The sequence below is a fragment of the Pseudomonas sp. yb_2 genome (genome assembly GCF_043103905.1).
GTDB lineage: Bacteria > Pseudomonadota > Gammaproteobacteria > Pseudomonadales > Pseudomonadaceae > Aquipseudomonas > Aquipseudomonas alloputida.
This window is the reverse complement of sequence record NZ_JBICKH010000084.1, coordinates 39,797-57,658: the sequence shown is the minus strand read 5'-3', so window position 1 is coordinate 57,658 and position 17,862 is coordinate 39,797. Positions and strand designations below refer to the sequence as shown.

The window sequence follows — 17,862 nt, the reverse complement described above, 5'->3', positions numbered from 1 at the left end:
TGGGCGGATTATAACGAGGGTTTCGCACCTGTGCCATCTGAAAGATCCGATAGTGCTATGCGAAGAAACGCGGCCGCGAATTCCTCTGGTGGTAGCGGGAGGCTGACGATGTAGCCCTGGATCTGCTCGCAGCCCTCGGCCGCCAGAAAACGTTGCTGGGCCTGGTTCTCCACGCCTTCGGCAATGATGGTCAGCTGCATGCTGCGGCCCAGGGCAATGATCGCCCGGGCAATGGCGGCGTCATGTGGATCGTCGGGCAGGCCGCGGATGAACGACTTGTCGATCTTGAGGATGTCCAGCGGCAGGCGCTTGAGGTAGCTGAGCGAGGAATAGCCGGTGCCGAAGTCATCGATGGCCAGCTGTACGCCGAGTTTCTTCAGTTGGTACAGCACGGCCAGGGCCTCTTCTGCCTGGCTCATGATGAAGTTTTCGGTGATTTCCAACTGCAGGTCACCGGCCTTCAGCTGATGGTGCTTGAGCAGTTGTTCGATGCGCCGTGCCAGGTGCGGGTGGCGCAGCTGGGCGCCGGCAAGGTTGATCGACAGCGGGCCGAAGGGTTGGTAGTGCTGCTTCCAGGCCTGCATCTGCCGGCAGGCTTGCTCCAGTACCCAGTCGCCGAGCTGCAGGATGGTGCCGTTCTCTTCCGCCAAGTGGATGAAGTGTTCCGGCGGTACCTCGCCAAAGGTCGGGTGGCTCCAGCGGATCAGCGCTTCGGCACCCACCAGGCTCTGGGTCTTCAGGCTGAGCTTGGGCTGGAAGCACAGGCTCATTTCGTTGCGTTCGACGGCCCGGCGCAGCTCATGCTCCAGGGCGATGCGCTCGCTGGCCTGGGCGGTGAGGTCGCGGGTGTAGGCTTCGACGCGGTTGCGGCCTTTGGCTTTGGAGCGGTACATGGCGGCGTCGGCGTTGCGGATCAGTGTGGAGACGTCAGTGCCATCCTGTGGGTAAAGACTGATGCCGATGCTGGCGCTGGTGAAAAACTCATGCTCGCCGGCCTGGAACGGTGCGTTGAAGCAGGCCAGTAGTTTGTTGGCGATAGTGCTGGCGTCACTGGGCTTGTGCAAGCCGGGCAGCAGAATGATGAATTCGTCGCCACCCAGGCGGGCTACGGTGTCAACGTCGCGTACCTGCTCTTTCAGGCGCTGGGCGATGCCCTTGAGCAGCAGGTCGCCGACCGGGTGGCCAAGGCTGTCGTTGATGTGCTTGAAGCGGTCGAGGTCCAGGAACAGCACTGCGCCTTGGCGGTTGGACACCTGCGCGCAGGTGAGTACGCCCTGCAGCCGGTTTTCGAACAAGGTGCGATTGGGCAGGCCGGTCAGCGGGTCGTGGTGGGCCTGATAGTCGAGTTTGGCCTGGGCGTGCTTGATGCTGGAGATGTCTGCAAAAACCGCCACGAAGTGGGTGATCTCGCGGTCGCTGTTGCGCACGGCGCTGATGGTCAGCCAGCTTGGGTAAAGTTCGCCGTTCTTGCGCTTGTTGTAGATTTCGCCCTGCCAGTGGCCCTCGGCGGTAAGCTGGTGCCACATGGCCAGATAGAAAGCGCTGTCGTGCTGGCCAGAGGCGAGCAGGCGCGGGGTCTGGCCGAGGGCCTCGATCTCGCTGTAGCCGGTGATTTCGCTGAAGGCGCGGTTGACGGCACTGATGCGCTGGTCAATGTCGGTAATCAGCACCCCTTCGGCAGTGTTCTCGAACACAGTGGCGGCCAGCTGCAGTTTTTCTTGCATCAGGTGACGCTCGGTGATGTCGCGGGCGATGGTCAGCATGCAGTCGACGCCGGTAATCGGCAGGGGTCGGGCGGACAGCTCGCACAGTCGGATCTGCCCGTCGCTGCGGCGGATATGGCAGGTGAAGTCGCGCACGAAGCCGTCACGGTTGAGCTGGTCGACCAGGCGTTTGCGCTCGTTGAGGTCGACCCAGATACCCAGGTCCAGCGAGGTCTGGTCGATGGTTGGGTTGAGGTCGTAGCCGGTGAGGCGGCAGAAGCCTTCGTTCACCTCCAGCAGCAAACCGTCGCTCTGGCGCGACAGCAGCAGGCCGTCGGGCGAAGCGTGGAAGGCCTTTGCAAACTTTTCTTCAGAAGTTTGCAGCTGCTGCTGGGTCTCCTTGAGCTGGCTGATGTCACGTACCGCCACTACCAGTGCGGGTGTGCCGTCCAGTTCGAAGGTTTCAGCCGAAGTCAGGCCGGTGAACAGTTGGCCGTTGCTGCGGCGGAAGCTCATTTCCAGGTTACGGATACCCCCTTGGTGCAACCTTTGAAGCAGGAGCGGGCCACTGCCCTCTACGCCCCACAGGTCAAGGTCGGTGGCAGTGCGGCCTATGACCTGGTCTGGGGGCAGTCCGATCTGCTCTTCGAAAGCCTCGTTCACCTCCAGCAGGCAGCCATCGCTGTGGCGAGCGATCAGCAAGATATCGGGGCACTGCTGGAATACCGAGGCAAACTTCTGTTCGGACAGGCGCAGGGCATCCTCCGTGCGCTTGGTTTCGCTGATGTCGATCATCAGCCCGCGCATCACTGGCTGGTGGCCGTGCTCGATCATACTGACGATGTTGCGTACCCAGAGGGGCTGACCGTCAGCCCGGATCACCCGGTAGTCCAGGCTGTGGTCGCGCCCCGCTGCGGTCTCGCTGTCGCAGTAGGCCTGGGCCCAGAGCGCGTCCTCCGGGTGCAGGATACTGCGCCAGAAACCGGGCCTGAGCCAGTCACTCAATGGATAGCCGAGCAGATCTTCGGCATGGGGTGAAACGTAGCTGTAGGTGAAGTCGTTGGCATCGGCTTCCCAGGCGATGGCTGACAGGCTCTCGACCAGGCCGCGGTAGTGGTACTCGCTGCTGCGCAGTTCTTGCTCAAGGGCGATGCGCCGGGAAATTTCCGAGCTGAGCCGGCGGTTGATGCGAATGACCACTGCCAGCACAGCCATCAGCAACAGCACCGTTGGCAGGCCATACACCAGCAGGTCGGACCAGAACATCCGCTGGTCGACCACATTGCCCACCCAGTGCTGCTGGATCTGGCTGATTTCGCTGCTGCTCATGTCGGCCATCACTTTGTCGAGGATGCCGACCAGCACGCTCTTGTCGCGGGGAACGGCCATCGCCAACTGGTAGCGGTAGGGCGTTTCGCCGCTGACGTAGAGGCCGTCGAGCTTGAGTTGGCGCAGGCTCCAGATACTGGAAGCGAGGTCGCCGACCACGGCATCCACCTGGTCGGTGGCCAGGGCTTGCAGCGTGGAGCTGACGTTTGGCAGGGCAACCAGGTTGAGGTCCGGGTGGTGGGTACGCAGCAACTCGTGCGGGGCGTAGTTCTCGACCACGGCAATTTTCAGGCCGTACAGGTCAGCCAGCTTGCGCGGTTGTGCGCCGCCTTTGTGCGCGAGGATGACAATGGGGAAGTCGAGGTACGGGCGAGTGAAGGCCAGGAAGCCCTGGCGTTCGGGGGTGGACATGATGCCGGGCAGCAGGTCGATACGGCTTTCCCGCGCTTGCGCCAGCACCTCGGTCCAGCTGCTGGGTTCGACCGGTTTGAACGTCACGCCCAGGCGCTGCTGGATCATGGCGATGTAGTCGGCGGCCAATCCCTGGTACCGGCCCTCCTGGTCGCGAAACTCGAACGGTGGCCAAGAGGCGTCTACACCCAGCTTCAGCTGCGGGTGGGCAGCCAGCCAGGCGTTCTCCTCATCTGTCAGGGTCAGGGCGCCGGCCGTTGTGTTCCACAAAATCAGGATCAGCAACAGAATGGCCGGCTTCAAGGACATGGCAGCCTCGCACTCAGGTGGTCTGAAGTCGAGTGTAGACGGGCATTGCTGCAGGTGTGCAACGGAAGGCGGGCTTTATGTCTCGGGCCACTAAAGAAAAACCCCGGCCTGGGCCGGGGTTTTGTCATCACTCGTCGAGGAAGGAGCGCAGGTGCTCGCTGCGAGTCGGGTGGCGCAGCTTGCGCAACGCCTTCGCTTCGATCTGACGGATCCGCTCACGCGTTACGTCAAACTGCTTGCCCACCTCTTCGAGGGTGTGGTCGGTGTTCATGTCGATACCGAAACGCATGCGCAGCACCTTGGCTTCACGTGCGGTCAGGCCCGAGAGCACGTCACGGGTGGCTTCCTTGAGGCTTTCGACCGTGGCTACGTCGATCGGGGACTGCATGGTCGAGTCCTCGATGAAGTCGCCCAGGTGCGAATCTTCGTCGTCACCGATCGGGGTTTCCATGGAGATCGGCTCTTTGGCGATCTTCAGTACCTTGCGGATTTTGTCCTCAGGCATTTCCATGCGCTCGCCCAGCTCTTCCGGAGTCGGTTCGCGACCCATTTCCTGCAGCATTTGGCGGGAAATACGGTTGAGCTTGTTGATCGTCTCGATCATGTGCACCGGAATCCGGATGGTGCGTGCCTGGTCGGCGATCGAACGGGTGATCGCCTGACGGATCCACCAGGTGGCATAGGTCGAGAACTTGTAGCCGCGACGGTATTCGAACTTGTCCACCGCTTTCATCAGACCGATGTTGCCTTCCTGGATCAGGTCGAGGAACTGCAGGCCACGGTTGGTGTACTTCTTGGCGATGGAAATCACCAGACGCAGGTTCGCCTCGACCATTTCTTTCTTGGCGCGGCGGGCCTTGGCTTCACCGATCGACATGCGACGGTTGATTTCCTTGATCTCGGCAACGGTCAGGCCGGTTTCGGTCTCAAGGTCGATCAGCTTCTGTTGGCAAGCGACGATGGCAGCGTTCTTTTCACCCAGGGCGGCAGCCCACTTGGTGTTGCGCTTGGCCAGGTCACCGCTCCAGGTCTGGTCGGTTTCGTTGCTTGGGAACATGCGCAGGAAGTCGGCTCGCGGCATGCGGGCGTCACGTACGCAGAGCTGCATGATGGCGCGCTCTTGCTGCCGCAGACGGTTCAGGGCGTCACGGACACGCTCGACCAGTACCTCGAACTGCTTCGGTACCAGCTTGATCGGCATGAACAGGTCAGCCAGGGCCTGCAGGGCCTCGATGCTTTCCTTGTGGTTACGACCATTTTTCTTCAGGACCTTAGAGGTCGCCTGAAGCTGATCGGATACCGCACCGAAGCGTTGGGCTGCGACTACCGGGTCCGGGCCGCTCTCGGCCTCTTCCTCGTCGTCACCGCTTTCGGATTCTTCTTCGTCGTCGTCGGACTCTTCCTTCGCCGCTGCAGCCTTGGCGCCTGGGATCGGCACTTCTTCGGTTGGCGCGGCAATGTTGTCGTCAGGGTCGATGTAACCGCTGAGGACGTCCGACAGGCGGCCACCCTCGGTGGTGACGCGATCATATTCGCCGAGAATGTAGTCGACAGTGCCCGGGAAGTGGGCGATAGCGCCCATGACTTCACGAATGCCTTCCTCGATACGCTTGGCGATTTCGATCTCGCCTTCGCGGGTCAGCAGCTCGACAGTACCCATTTCGCGCATGTACATGCGCACCGGGTCGGTCGTGCGGCCGATATCGGTTTCAACTGCCGCCAATGCAGCAGCGGCTTCTTCGGCCGCGGCTTCATCGGTGTCGGCTTCCGCCAACAGAAGGGCATCCGCATCCGGAGCACTCTCGAATACGTTGATCCCCATGTCGTTGATCATGCGGATGATGTCTTCCACCTGTTCCGGATCTGAAATATCCTCAGGCAGGTGGTCGTTGACCTCCGCGTAAGTCAGGTAGCCCTGCTCACGACCGCGGGTGATCAACTCTTTGATACGAGACTGCTGTTGCGCTTTTCCGGACATAACACCCTATCCACTGAAGGTCTTGGCGGGCAAAAAACAAGCCGAGGATTATACCCGAGCATGGGCCTCACGCGCCAGATGAGGTCGGCGTTTGTGCGGGAACATTTCGGCTCAGCAGGGCGAGGAGCTGGGTTTTTTCCTCGCTGGTCAATTCGCTTTGACGTGATTTCCTGAGCAGTTGTTCCAGGCTGCGCTCGCGTTGGCGGGCGGACAAGCTAGTTATAGTGTCGAAAAACTGTTGTTCAAGGTTGTCGGCCACGATAAGCCATTCCTTTTCCGCCAGGGCGCGTAGCAGGCGGCCCTGTTCGGTGCCATGCCAACGTGCGATCAACTGCATTGAGCTTAGCCCAGGATTTTTCTGCGCGGCTTCGATCAATGCCACCAGCAGCTGGCTGTACAGGTGTTCTTCGTCGGCGAAGTGGCTGGCATCTTCCACCTTGCCGGCCAGCAGTGGGTGGTGCAGCAGGGTGCGCAGGGCGGCCAGCGTGGGCGGCTCGACCGGCGCTGGCACGCGGGGAGGCGCTTCGTCGCGTTGCTGCCAGGGCTTGCCGCCCTTGCGGTTCTTGTCCCAGGGTTTGTCGCTCCACGGCTTCTTGCTGCCCCCCTTGTTGGGTTTCCATGCCTGCTCCTGATGAACGGGGGCATAGTCGTGCTGCGGCATGTCGCCGTAGTCGGGGGTGTAGCTGGCCATGGCGTCGTAATCGTAGCCAGGGTCGTAGTCCGGCATGCTGCTGGTCGCCGGCGCTTGTTGCGCCAGCTGCTCGACCTGCTGCGGGTCGAGGCCGGTGATTTCCTTCAGGCGGTTGCGCATCAGCTGACGCAGGTTGGCGCCGGGGATCTTTTCGATCAACGGTGCGGCCAAGGTCGCCATATGCGCCTTGCCTTCCAGCGAGCGCGGGTCGGCTTCTACGCCAAGTTGCTCGAAGAAGTAGTCGGCCAGCGGTTGGGAATGCTGGTTGATACGGGCCATGAAGGCGTCGGTACCTTCGGCGCGCACCAGGCTGTCCGGGTCTTCGCCTTCGGGCAGGAACAGGAAGCGCGCGCGACGGCCGTCCTGCAGGTTCGACAATGTCGATTCCAGTGCGCGCCAGGCGGCCTTGCGCCCGGCCTGGTCGCCGTCAAAACAGAACAGCACGCTGGGCACCACGCGGAACAGGCGCTTGAGGTGCTCTTCGCTGGTGGCGGTGCCAAGGGTGGCCACGGCATTGCGCAGGCCTTGCTGGGCCAGGGCAATGACGTCCATGTAGCCCTCGACGACGATGATCTCGTCGAGGTTGCGGTTGTGCTTGCGCGCCTCGTACAGCCCGTACAGCTCCTGCCCCTTGTGGAAAACCGGGGTTTCCGGGGAGTTCAGGTACTTGGGCTTGTCGTCGCCGAGCACCCGGCCACCGAAGGCGATGATGCGCCCGCGGCTGTCACGTATCGGGAACATCACCCGGTCGCGGAAGCGGTCGTAGCGCTTGCCGCTCTCGGCGTTTTCGATCAGCAGGCCGGCATCGATCATCACCTTCTGCTGCAGGGTGTCGGCACCCAGGTGCTTGAGCAGGTTGTCCCAGCCGGGCGGGGCAAAGCCCAGGCCGAAGTCGCGGGCAATTTCCCCGGACAGGCCGCGGCCCTTGAGGTAGTCCACCGCTGCCTTGCGGGACGGGTGGCTGCGCAGGGCCTGGCGGTAGAACTCCGAGGCGGCGTCCAGTAGCGGGTAAAGTGGCGAGTCAGTGGGCTGGCGCGGCTTCTGGTCGCGGCGGCCTTGCTCGCGGGGCACTTCCATGCCGGCGGCGCGGGCCAGTTCCTCGACGGCCTGGGGGAAGTCCAGGTTGTCGTGGTCCATGACAAAGCCCAAGGCGTTGCCACCGGCGCCACAGCCGAAGCAGTAGTAGAACTGCTTGTCGGGGCTGACCGTGAAGGACGGGGTTTTTTCTTTGTGGAACGGGCAGCAGGCGGAGTAGTTCTTGCCGGTTTTTTTCAGCTGGACGCGCGAACTCACCACGTCGACGATGTCGAGGCGGTTGATCAGGTCGTCAATGAAACTCTGGGGAATCAGCCCGGCCATGGCAGTCTCGTTATCTGGCAACTGGCAAGTCTAATCGCTCACGCGCCGAAGGGGGCGAGTGCTGCTTGGGGAAGTGCGAGGGAATGTGTGCTCGTCGCCAGCCCCTAAGGGCTCGTCAGTCGGACGTGCACGTCTGGTCATACAGCAAGGAGGACCAGCTCTGACGTTTCAGGCAGGTTGCCCATGATGCAGTTCGCATGAAGCTTGTGCAGGGCCTTGAGCTAGCTGCTCAAGTTTGAAACGACCACTGCCATCGCCCGGGGGTTAGCCGGGCAGGGCAGAAGCTTTGCGTTGAACGCCTGTATTAGTACAGACGAACGGCGCGGCGCTGTTCGCGCTGAACTTTCTTGGCGTGACGCTTAACAGCAGCAGCTGCTTTGCGCTTACGCTCTGCGGTCGGCTTCTCGTAAAACTCGCGGCTACGAACTTCAGCCAGTACACCGGCTTTTTCGCAGGAGCGCTTGAAACGACGCAGAGCTACGTCGAAGGGTTCGTTCTCTTTAACTTTGACGGCTGGCATCCAGGGCTACCTTAATTCATTACCGGGGTAGACGTGCTCCTGGCAAAACAAAGGTGTGCTGGAGAACGTCGGTTTTCAAGGGTTGCGGATGTTAACCCTTAGCAAGCCGGAATGCAAAGCCTCTGATCGAAAACCGCTGGTCGGCACCCGACACGGGGACTATCATGCGCGGCTTCGAATTCAGCCCCCACAAGGGACGAGCCCATGCTAGTACTGGGATTGGAAACATCCTGCGACGAAACCGGCGTCGCATTATACGACAGTGAACGCGGTTTGTTGGCCGACGCACTGTTCAGCCAGATCGACCTGCACCGCGTCTTCGGCGGCGTGGTGCCCGAGCTTGCCTCGCGTGATCACGTCAAGCGCATGCTGCCGCTCATCCGCCAGGTGCTGGACGAGGCAGGTTGCGTTGCCACCGAAATCGACGCCATCGCCTACACCGCAGGCCCCGGCCTGGTCGGCGCCTTGCTGGTGGGCGCTTCCTGCGCCCAGGCGCTGGCCTTTGCCTGGGACATCCCGGCGATCGGTGTGCACCACATGGAGGGTCACCTGCTGGCACCCATGCTGGAAGAAAACCCGCCAGAGTTTCCGTTCGTCGCTTTGTTGGTTTCCGGTGGCCATACCCAGCTGGTTCGGGTCGATGGCATCGGTCAGTACGAACTGTTGGGCGAAAGCCTGGACGATGCTGCCGGTGAGGCGTTCGACAAGACCGCCAAGCTGATCGGCCTCAATTATCCTGGTGGTCCGGAAATCGCGCGTCTGGCCGAGCAAGGTGTGCCTGGGCGCTTCGTGTTCCCGCGGCCAATGACCGATCGGCCAGGCCTGGAATTCAGCTTCAGTGGCCTCAAGACCTTCGCCCTGAACACCTGGCAGCAATGCAAGAATGCTGGCGACGACAGTGAGCAAACCCGTTGCGACCTGTCCCTGGCATTCCAGCAGGCGGTGGTGGAGACTTTGACCATCAAGTGCAAGCGGGCGCTCAAGCAGACCGGCCTCAAGCGGCTGGTCATCGCGGGTGGCGTGAGTGCCAACAAGGCCCTGCGCGCGTCCCTGGAGGACATGCTCGGTAGCATCAAGGGCAACGTGTACTACGCGCGTCCGCAATTCTGTACCGACAATGGTGCGATGATCGCCTACGCCGGTTGCCAGCGCCTGCTGGCCGGGCAGCAGCAAGACCTGGCGATCAGCGTGCAGGCACGCTGGCCGATGGAACAGTTGCCGCCGCTGTAAGGTAGCGCGTCGAAGGTTCAGAAGTGCCGTTCGCGCCCTGCAAACAAGTCGCGCAGGTTGTTGCGGTGGCGCCACACGATCATCACTGTCAGTACGCTGATCGGTAGCAGGGCTTCGGGCTCGCGCCAGGCCAGCAATGGCAAGGTGAGTGGCGTGGCAATCAGCGCGGCCAGTGAGCTGGTGCGCGTGAGGTAGAAGGTCAGCAGCCAGGCGCCGATGGCCAGCAGCGCGGCCGGAAAGTACAGGGCCATGAGCATGCCGGCAGCCGTCGCCACGCCCTTGCCGCCCTTGAAACGGAAGTACAGGGGGAACAGGTGGCCCAGCACTGCGCATATGCCCACCCAGGCCTGCGCGTGCAGGTCCAGCCCGGCAGCGCGGGCGAGCAATACAGGCAAAAGGCCCTTGCACAGGTCGCCTAGCAGGGTCAGGATCGCCAGTTTACGGCCTGCCAGGCGTAGCATGTTGGTGGCGCCGGCATTGCCTGAGCCGCTGGAACGCGGGTCCGGGCTGCCCGAGAGGCGGCTGAGAACAATGGCGAAGGACAGCGAGCCGAGCAGGTAGGCGAGCAACGCCAGTAACCAAAACATGCTAACTATTCCGGGCGAGGACGCCCTGATTCTAACGGCGCCAGTCGCCCTTGTCGTGCTGTGGAGAGAAGTGCTTGGACAGAGTGTTCATCGAAGGCCTGGAAGTCGATACCGTCATCGGTGCCTATGACTGGGAGCGGGATATTCGCCAGTGCTTGCGCCTGGACCTGAGCTTTGCCTGGGACAACCGCCCGGCCGCCGCCGGAGACGACCTGAACCTGGCGCTGGATTACGCCAGTGTGTCGGCGCGCATCCAGGCGTTTGCCGAACAGGCCCGTTTCGAGCTGGTTGAGACATTTGCCGAGCGCCTGGTGGCAACCCTGATGGACGAGTTCCACATCCCCTGGGTGCGCTTGAAGCTGACCAAGCCGGGCGCGGTGCCGGCGGCCCGTGGTGGTGTTGGCGTGGAGATCGAGCGCGGATGTCTCTGAGCACGGTTTACCTGGGCCTGGGCAGCAACATCGACCGTGAGGCGCATTTGTGCGCCGGGCTCGATGCGTTGGCTGGCATCCTGACTGACATGCGCTGTTCGCCGGCCTTCGAAAGCCAGGCGGTGGGCATCAAGAGCGGGCCGTTCATCAACTTCGTGGTGACGGGGCAAACCGCGTTGCCGTTGATCGAGCTGGACCGCCGGCTGAAGTTCATCGAGGCCGACAATGGCCGCTATGCACCGGACCGCAAAGGGTTGCCGCTGGATATCGACGTGCTGATGTATGACGATTTGCACGGTACCTTCGATGGGCTGGTATTGCCCCGGGCCGAGATTCTGAAGAACGCTTTTGTGCTGTGGCCGCTGTCGTTGCTGGCGCCCGACCTGGTGCATCCGGGTGTGGGCAAGTGCATGGCGCAGCTGTGGCAGGAAGCGCAGATCGATCAGGTACTGGCCCCCGTGGCCTTTGAGTGGCGCGGGTTGCAGTTGACGCCCGCTTGAGCCTGTATCGGCCTCTTCGCGGGTAAACCCGCTCCTACGACGGGCTGAGCCCAACCTCTGATGTGTGCCCCCTGTAGGAGCGGGTTTACCCGCGAAGAGGCCGGTAGGTCTAACCGCGCTGGTAAGCCTCGAGCGCTTTCAGCCGTTCACCTTTGAGTGCTTCGCCCAGTGCCTGACCGGTCAGCCCGGCTTGCACCAACGGCTTCACATCCACCGCTCGCGCCGCCGCTGCTGCGCCTCGCAGGTAATCGGCCTGTGGGTAACCCTGCTCGCCATCGCCCCGCGCCGCCATCTCGCAAACGGTCAAAAAATCCTCAAATCGCTGCGGCCGTCGGTAAACATCGAACTTCTGCAACAGCTCCAGCAGTGCCGTGGCAGGCAGTTCGAGCGCCTGATTACCCTGCGCCAGGCATTCCCCGGTCAGCATGGCCAGTTCCTGGCACTCTCGCGGTGCCTTCAGGCGCTGGTTGACGGCTTTGATCGATGTCGGTGGCAACCCCCGCAACAGGCAGGCCCAGCGCACGTGCAGCGGTTGTTCGTGCGCCGCCGCCTGCTCCAGCGCCGCCAAAGTCCGGGAGCCGTCATCGAGCTCAGGCAGCAGCTCCTGCAGGGCCCCACACGCGCTCAGCACCTTGAAGAATACCTGCGGTTGCACTTCCATCAGCGCGCGCTCGATTTCCTTCCAGCTGCGCTCGGCAGTGAGTGCCTGCAGTTCGCCTGAGGCGCTGATCTGGCGCATCAGCGCCAAGGTTTCATCGGCAACCCGGAACCCCAGTGGTGCGTAACGGGCAGCAAAGCGTGCAACGCGCAGCACCCGCAAAGGATCTTCGGCGAATGCCGGGGAAACATGGCGTAGCAGGCGTTGATCCAGATCGTTCTTGCCTTGGTAGGGGTCGTAGACTGTGCCCGCCTCATCCTCGGCCATCGCATTGATGGTGAGGTCGCGGCGGATCAGGTCTTCTTCCAGGGTTACGTCGGGGCTGGCGTGAAAAGTGAACCCGCCGTAGCCTCGCCCACTCTTGCGCTCGGTGCGCGCCAGGGCGTATTCCTCACCGGTTTTCGGGTGCAGGAACACCGGGAAATCGGCTCCCACCGGCCGATAGCCATTTGCTAGCATTTCTTCGACGGTGGCGCCCACCACCAGCCAGTCGATATCGCTGACAGGGCGGCCGAGCAAACGGTCGCGCACGGCGCCGCCAACTTTGTAGATGTGCATGTGCAGCTCTCCATAACTGCCGACAGGATAACCCGTCGGCGGTCATGGGGTTGCATCAGAGGTGGTGGATAACAGCCAGGTCCATGCGGCCATAGTCGGCGCTTTCGCTATGCTCGCCGCGCGGCGGCATGTGGTGAGTACTCATCACTTGCTCGCCTTGCACGGTCTCCAGGTGGATATCGAAGCCCCACAGGCGATGCAGGTGCTTTAGCACTTCGTCGGTCGAGTCGCCCAGCGGTTTGCGGTTGTGTTGCTGGTGTCGCAGGGTCAGCGAGCGGTCTCCGCGGCGGTCGACGCTCCAGATCTGAACGTTCGGTTCACGGTTGCCCAGGTTGTACTGCGCTGCCAGCTGCTCCCGAATCACCCGGTAGCCGGCCTCATCATGGATGGCGGGCACCAGCAGGTCGTCGCGCTGGTCGTCATCGAGGATGCTGAACAGCTTGAGGTCGCGCATCACCTTGGGTGACAGGTACTGCAGGATGAAGCTCTCGTCCTTGAAGCTGCTCATGGCGAACTTGATGGTAGAAAGCCAGTCGCTGCCGGCAATTTCGGGGAACCAGTGGCGATCTTCCTCGGTGGGGTTTTCGCACATGCGGCGGATGTCGGTGTACATCGCAAAGCCCAGTGCGTAGGGGTTGATGCCGCTGTAGTACGGGCTGTCGAAGCCGGGCTGGAACACCACGCTGGTGTGCGACTGCAAGAACTCCATCATGAAGCCTTCGGTAATCAGCCCTTCGTCGTACAGGTCGTTCATCAGGGTGTAGTGCCAGAAGGTTGCCCAACCCTCGTTCATGACCTGGGTCTGGCGCTGCGGGTAGAAGTACTGGGCGATCTTGCGCACGATGCGCACTACTTCACGCTGCCAGGGTTCGAGCAGTGGGGCGTTCTTCTCGATGAAATACAGGATGTTTTCCTGCGGTTCGGCGGGGAAGCGCCCCTCATCGCGGTCGTTACCCTTTTCGGCGTTTTTCGGAATTGTCCGCCAAAGGTCGTTGATCTGACGCTGAAGATGCTCTTCGCGCTCCTGTTGCCGGCGCCGCTCTTCTTCCGCAGAAATAGGGTAAGGCCGCTTGTAGCGGTCGACACCGTAGTTCATCAGGGCATGGCAGGAGTCGATCAAGTCCTCCACAGCATCGATGCCGTGGCGCTCTTCGCACTGGGCGATGTACTGCTTGGCGAACACCAGGTAGTCGATGATCGAACTGGCGTCAGTCCAGGTACGGAACAGGTAATTGCCTTTGAAAAAACTGTTATGGCCGTAGCAGGCGTGCGCAATCACCAGTGCCTGCATGCACATGGTGTTTTCTTCCATCAGGTAGGCGATACAAGGGTCGGAGTTGATTACGATCTCGTAGGCCAGGCCCATCTGGCCGCGGCTGTAGGACTTTTCCGTACTGAGGAACTGCTTGCCGTAGGACCAGTGGTGGTAGCCCAGCGGCATGCCGACCGAGGCGTAGGCGTCCATCATCTGTTCGGCAGTGATGACCTCGATCTGGTTGGGGTAGGTGTCCAGGGCGTAACGCTCGGCCAAGCGGCTGATTTCCCGGTCGTAGGTCTGGATCAGCTCGAACGTCCACTCGGACCCAGTGGAAATGGGTTGGCGTCTCTGTGCTCTGGCGGTCATGTGGCTAACCTGCGCTGGAAGAGTTCACGGAAGACCGGGTAGATATCGCCGGCCGATACCAACTGCTGCTGGGCGAACGTGTCGGGGAAAGCATCTCCGATACGCTCGTATTCATACCACAGCGCCTGGTGTTCACGGGGGGTGATCTCAACGTAAGTGTAGTACTGCACATGCGGCATGATCTGTTTGGAGAGGATGTCGCGGCAGATGGGTGAGTCGTCGTTCCAGTTGTCGCCATCAGAAGCCTGCGCGGCATAGATGTTCCAGTCGCTGGCCGGGTAACGCTCGGCCATGATCTCCTGCATCAGCTTTAGGGCACTGGAGACGATGGTGCCGCCGGTTTCCCGCGAGTAGAAGAACTCTTCTTCATCGACTTCCCGGGCACTGGTGTGGTGGCGAATGAACACGACTTCGATGCGCTCGTAGTTACGCTTGAGGAACAGGTACAGCAGGATGAAGAAGCGCTTTGCGATGTCCTTGGTGGCTTGGGTCATCGAACCGGATACGTCCATCAGGCAGAACATCACTGCCTTCGAGCTGGGGTTGGGTTGCTTGACCAGCAGGTTGTACTTGAGGTCGAAGGTGTCGAGGAAGGGCAGGCGGTTGATACGTGCCTTCAGGCGCTCGATTTCCTGTTCGACTTCCTGGATATCGGTGAAATTGTCCGGCTCTTCGACCCGCAGGCGATCGAGTTCCTTTTGTGCTTCGCGCAGCAGGGCGCGGCTGCTGCCGGTCAGGGCGATACGCCGGGCATGGGCCGAGCGCAGGGTGCGCACGATATTGATGCGTGACGGGTTGCCTTCGTTGGCGATGCCGGCGCGAACAGTCTTGAAGGTGTCGGCGCCAGTCAGGTGACGTTTGACCAGGTTGGGTAGCTCAAGGTCTTCGAACATGAATTCGAGAAATTCTTCCTGGGTGATCTGGAAGACGAACTCGTCCATGCCCTCGCCGGAATTGCCGGCCTTGCCGCGACCGCCGCCACCTCCACCGCCTTGTGGCCGTGGGATGTGTTCACCGGCAGTGAATTCTTTGTTGCCAGGATGCACGATGGTCTGTTTGCCCCCACGACCATGATGCAAGACCGGTTCGTCGATGTCGCGCCCGGGAATACTGATCTGCTCGCCATGTTCCATATCCATGATGGAACGGCGGCTCACCGCCTCTTCGACGGCCTTCTTGATATGTTCGCGGTACCGCCGCAGGAAGCGCTGGCGGTTGACCGTGCTCTTGTTCTTGCCGTTCAGGCGTCGGTCTATAACGTAGCTCATGGTCCCTCCGGTGACTGGATGCAGCTGCAACCCACAAGCTGCAAGCCACAAGCTTCAAGCTGCAAGAAAGAGCAGCCACCGCCGCTGCAAGCTGTGACGCGGGCAGCAATGCCAACGCCAGGCAGCTTGCAGCTTTCGGCTCGTAGCTTGCCGCTTTATTGCGATTTCCTGACCCGCAGGTACCATTCCGACAGCAGGCGCACCTGTTTGTCGGTATAGCCACGCTCCACCATCCGGGTGACGAAGTCGTTGTGTTTCTTCTGGTCCTCTTTGCTGGCCTTGGCGTTGAAGCTGATGACCGGCAGCAGGTCTTCGGTGTTGGAGAACATTTTCTTCTCGATCACGACCCGCAGCTTTTCATAGCTCAGCCAGCTTGGATTCTTGCCATTGTTGTTGGCGCGTGCGCGCAGTACGAAGTTGACGATCTCGTTGCGGAAGTCTTTCGGGTTGCTGATGCCAGCCGGTTTCTCGATCTTCTCCAGTTCCTCGTTGAGCGCAATGCGGTTGAGAATTTCGCCGGTTTCCGGGTCGCGGTATTCCTGATCCTGGATCCAGAAATCTGCATACAGCACGTAGCGGTCGAAGATGTTCTGGCCGTATTCGCTGTAGGACTCCAGGTAGGCAGTCTGGATTTCCTTGCCGATAAACTCGATGTAGCGAGGTGCCAGGTATTCCTTCAGGTAGCGCAGATAGCGTTCGCGCACTTCAGCCGGGAATTGCTCCTGTTCGATCTGCTGTTCGAGGACATAGAGCAGGTGCACCGGGTTGGCGGCAATTTCGTGTGGGTCGAAGTTGAACACCTTGGACAGGATCTTGAAGGCGAAGCGAGTCGACAGGCCGTTCATGCCTTCGTCGACACCCGCAGAGTCCCGGTATTCCTGGATCGACTTGGCCTTTGGATCGGTGTCCTTGAGGTTTTCCCCGTCGTAAACGCGCATCTTGGAATAGATATTGGAGTTCTCGGGCTCTTTCAGGCGCGAAAGCACTGTGAACTGAGCCAGCATCTTGAGCGTATCTGGCGCACAGTGGGCCTTGGACAGCGAGCTGTTGACCAGCAGTTTGTCGTAGATCTTGATTTCATCGCTGACCCGCAGGCAGTACGGCACCTTGACGATATAGATCCTGTCGATGAACGCTTCGTTGTTCTTGTTGTTACGGAAGGTGTGCCACTCCGATTCGTTGGAGTGCGCCAGCAGAATGCCGGTATAGGGGATCGCCCCAAGGCCTTCGGTACTGTTGTAGTTGCCTTCCTGGGTGGCGGTGAGCAAGGGGTGCAGGACCTTGATCGGCGCCTTGAACATTTCGACGAATTCCATCAGGCCCTGGTTGGCCCGGCAAAGCGCGCCCGAGTAGCTATAGGCGTCGGCGTCGTTCTGTGGGTATTCCTCAAGTTTGCGGATATCGACCTTGCCGACCAGGGCCGAGATGTCCTGGTTGTTTTCATCGCCGGGTTCGGTCTTGGCAATGGCGATCTGGTTAAGAATCGACGGGTACAGCTTCACCACCTTGAACTTGGAGATGTCACCGCCAAACTCCTGCAGGCGCTTGGTGGCCCAAGGCGACATGATGGTGTTGAGGTAGCGCCGTGGGATGCCGAACTCTTCCTCGAGAATGGCCCCATCTTCGGTGGCATTGAACAAGCCCAGAGGTGACTCGAATACCGGCGAGCCCTTGATCGCGTAGAAGGGCACCTTTTCCATCAGCTGCTTGAGTTTTTCCGCCAGCGAGGACTTGCCGCCGCCTACCGGGCCCAGCAGATAGAGGATCTGTTTCTTCTCTTCCAGGCCTTGGGCGGCGTGGCGGAAGTACGACACGATCTGGTCGATGCACTCTTCCATGCCATGGAAGTCGGCAAAGGCCGGATAGCGGCGGATAACCTTGTTGGAGAAGATGCGCGACAGCCTGGAGTTGGTAGAGGTGTCGATCAGCTCTGGCTCACCGATGGCCAGCAACAGCCGTTCGGCCGCCGATGCGTAGGCACTGCGATCCTCTTTGCACAGCTCGAGGTACTCCTGCAGCGAGAGTTCTTCCTGGCGCGTAGACTCGAAACGTTGTTGGAAGTGGCTAAAAATACTCATGACGTCACCTCGCTCGATACGTGGAGACGACGCCGGATCAGTCAGCTGATGCTGGCATGCAACCGGGTTGGCCGATTGCTGTATACCCCCCAGAACACCCTGTAACGCTACCGATGACCCGCACGCCGGTGTACCGGCTCTCCCCTTTTTGGATGGCCTGAGCTTAAGCGTAGTTGGTTATCTGCAAGGTAAAGGGGTGAGAAAGGCAGAAGTTACGAACGACCGTTCGTCAGATAAGCCGCAAGCCCGCGCGGCGCACGGGCTGCAGGGGAAAATAAAAAATTATTCAGCGTTGCCCTGGGCGGTCTCGGCCGGGTAGGTCGCGCGCCACAGTTCGAAGCCGCCGTCCACGCTGTACACGTCGGAGAAACCCTGGCCTACCAGGTAGGCGGCGGCACTTTGGCTGGAATTGCCGTGATAGCAGACCACCAGGGTTGGCGCGTCGAGGTCGGCGTTGCGGATGAAATCAGCGACCGAGTGGTTATCCAGGTGCCGGGCGCCGGTGATGTGGCCGGCGGCGAAGGCCTGCGGGTCGCGAATGTCGACGACGACCGCACCTTCTTTCTTGCGAAGCTCCAAGGCCTGCTCAGGAGGGATGCGCTTGAATTCGCTCATGGGTACTACTTCC

13 protein-coding genes are annotated in these 17,862 nt (G+C 61.0%); 3 read left to right on the top strand and 10 right to left on the bottom strand.

Going from position 1 to position 17,862, the window contains the following annotated elements; translation table 11 throughout:
• Positions 1 to 8 precede the first annotated feature (8 nt).
• The 4 genes from ACF8FB_RS23750 to rpsU all read right to left on the bottom strand — a co-directional run bounded on the left by ACF8FB_RS23750 (position 9) and on the right by rpsU (position 8,300).
• Entirely contained in the window at positions 9 to 3,752 is a 3,744-nt protein-coding gene (locus ACF8FB_RS23750) for an EAL domain-containing protein (protein WP_392512151.1), read from the bottom strand.
• 127 nt (positions 3,753 to 3,879) lie between these two features.
• Complete coding sequence (gene rpoD / locus ACF8FB_RS23745) at positions 3,880 to 5,730, bottom strand: RNA polymerase sigma factor RpoD (protein WP_003255578.1); 1,851 nt, start codon at positions 5,728 to 5,730, stop codon at positions 3,880 to 3,882.
• Positions 5,731 to 5,797: 67 nt separating this feature from the next.
• Complete coding sequence (dnaG, locus tag ACF8FB_RS23740; RefSeq protein WP_010951735.1) at positions 5,798 to 7,780, bottom strand: DNA primase; 1,983 nt, start codon at positions 7,778 to 7,780, stop codon at positions 5,798 to 5,800.
• 304 nt (positions 7,781 to 8,084) lie between these two features.
• Positions 8,085 to 8,300 (bottom strand): 30S ribosomal protein S21, encoded by a 216-nt coding sequence (rpsU, locus tag ACF8FB_RS23735; protein WP_003255575.1) that lies wholly within the window; start codon positions 8,298 to 8,300, stop codon positions 8,085 to 8,087.
• A 204-nt stretch (positions 8,301 to 8,504) separates the two neighbouring features.
• On the opposite strand from rpsU, the gene tsaD reads away from it, so the two are divergent.
• Positions 8,505 to 9,530 carry a tRNA (adenosine(37)-N6)-threonylcarbamoyltransferase complex transferase subunit TsaD gene (tsaD, locus tag ACF8FB_RS23730; RefSeq protein ID WP_010951736.1) on the top strand — a complete coding sequence of 342 codons (1,026 nt, stop codon included), beginning with the start codon at positions 8,505 to 8,507 and terminating at the stop codon, positions 9,528 to 9,530.
• A gap of 17 nt (positions 9,531 to 9,547) precedes the next feature.
• Here the strand turns inward: tsaD and plsY are convergent, their stop codons facing one another.
• Positions 9,548 to 10,117, bottom strand: coding sequence for a glycerol-3-phosphate 1-O-acyltransferase PlsY (gene plsY, locus ACF8FB_RS23725; protein ID WP_010951737.1), 570 nt, complete (start codon positions 10,115 to 10,117; stop codon positions 9,548 to 9,550).
• Positions 10,118 to 10,191: 74 nt separating this feature from the next.
• Between plsY and folB the strand changes: the two genes are divergently transcribed.
• Both folB and folK read left to right on the top strand, forming a co-directional pair.
• Positions 10,192 to 10,548: a dihydroneopterin aldolase gene (folB, locus tag ACF8FB_RS23720; RefSeq protein WP_004576188.1), complete on the top strand. Its 357-nt coding sequence runs from the start codon at positions 10,192 to 10,194 to the stop codon at positions 10,546 to 10,548.
• A complete protein-coding gene (folK, locus tag ACF8FB_RS23715; protein WP_010951738.1) occupies positions 10,539 to 11,048 on the top strand; it encodes a 2-amino-4-hydroxy-6-hydroxymethyldihydropteridine diphosphokinase in 510 nt (169 codons plus the stop codon). Before folB ends, folK begins: the two co-directional genes overlap by 10 nt.
• Positions 11,049 to 11,157: 109 nt before the next feature.
• Here the strand turns inward: folK and ACF8FB_RS23710 are convergent, their stop codons facing one another.
• The 5 genes from ACF8FB_RS23710 to glpE all read right to left on the bottom strand — a co-directional run bounded on the left by ACF8FB_RS23710 (position 11,158) and on the right by glpE (position 17,849).
• Positions 11,158 to 12,264 (bottom strand): multifunctional CCA addition/repair protein, encoded by a 1,107-nt coding sequence (locus tag ACF8FB_RS23710; protein WP_392512149.1) that lies wholly within the window; start codon positions 12,262 to 12,264, stop codon positions 11,158 to 11,160.
• A gap of 55 nt (positions 12,265 to 12,319) precedes the next feature.
• Positions 12,320 to 13,888 carry a SpoVR family protein gene (locus ACF8FB_RS23705; protein WP_010951740.1) on the bottom strand — a complete coding sequence of 523 codons (1,569 nt, stop codon included), beginning with the start codon at positions 13,886 to 13,888 and terminating at the stop codon, positions 12,320 to 12,322.
• On the bottom strand, positions 13,885 to 15,156 hold the full coding sequence (locus tag ACF8FB_RS23700; protein ID WP_003255564.1) for a YeaH/YhbH family protein: 1,272 nt from the start codon (positions 15,154 to 15,156) through the stop codon (positions 13,885 to 13,887). The genes ACF8FB_RS23705 and ACF8FB_RS23700 overlap by 4 nt, the downstream gene beginning before the upstream one ends.
• 155 nt (positions 15,157 to 15,311) lie before the next feature.
• Complete coding sequence (locus ACF8FB_RS23695) at positions 15,312 to 17,234, bottom strand: PrkA family serine protein kinase (RefSeq protein WP_003255563.1); 1,923 nt, start codon at positions 17,232 to 17,234, stop codon at positions 15,312 to 15,314.
• Between the two features lie 282 nt (positions 17,235 to 17,516).
• Positions 17,517 to 17,849, bottom strand: a complete 333-nt coding sequence (glpE, locus tag ACF8FB_RS23690; RefSeq protein WP_010951742.1) for a thiosulfate sulfurtransferase GlpE — start codon at positions 17,847 to 17,849, stop codon at positions 17,517 to 17,519.
• Positions 17,850 to 17,862: the final 13 nt, after the last annotated feature.

Excerpts from the sequence above, each read along its gene's own strand:
- ACF8FB_RS23710 (WP_392512149.1), bottom strand. The coding sequence starts at position 12,264 with ATGCACATCTACAAAGTTGGCGGCGCCGTGCGCGACCGTTTGCTCGGC.
- glpE (WP_010951742.1), bottom strand. The coding sequence starts at position 17,849 with ATGAGCGAATTCAAGCGCATCCCTCCTGAGCAGGCCTTGGAGCTTCGC.
- tsaD (WP_010951736.1), top strand. The coding sequence starts at position 8,505 with ATGCTAGTACTGGGATTGGAAACATCCTGCGACGAAACCGGCGTCGCA.
- ACF8FB_RS23750 (WP_392512151.1), bottom strand. The coding sequence starts at position 3,752 with ATGTCCTTGAAGCCGGCCATTCTGTTGCTGATCCTGATTTTGTGGAAC.
- ACF8FB_RS23705 (WP_010951740.1), bottom strand. The coding sequence starts at position 13,888 with ATGACCGCCAGAGCACAGAGACGCCAACCCATTTCCACTGGGTCCGAG.
- rpsU (WP_003255575.1), bottom strand. The coding sequence starts at position 8,300 with ATGCCAGCCGTCAAAGTTAAAGAGAACGAACCCTTCGACGTAGCTCTG.
- ACF8FB_RS23700 (WP_003255564.1), bottom strand. The coding sequence starts at position 15,156 with ATGAGCTACGTTATAGACCGACGCCTGAACGGCAAGAACAAGAGCACG.
- rpoD (WP_003255578.1), bottom strand. The coding sequence starts at position 5,730 with ATGTCCGGAAAAGCGCAACAGCAGTCTCGTATCAAAGAGTTGATCACC.
- ACF8FB_RS23695 (WP_003255563.1), bottom strand. The coding sequence starts at position 17,234 with ATGAGTATTTTTAGCCACTTCCAACAACGTTTCGAGTCTACGCGCCAG.
- plsY (WP_010951737.1), bottom strand. The coding sequence starts at position 10,117 with ATGTTTTGGTTACTGGCGTTGCTCGCCTACCTGCTCGGCTCGCTGTCC.
- folK (WP_010951738.1), top strand. The coding sequence starts at position 10,539 with ATGTCTCTGAGCACGGTTTACCTGGGCCTGGGCAGCAACATCGACCGT.
- dnaG (WP_010951735.1), bottom strand. The coding sequence starts at position 7,780 with ATGGCCGGGCTGATTCCCCAGAGTTTCATTGACGACCTGATCAACCGC.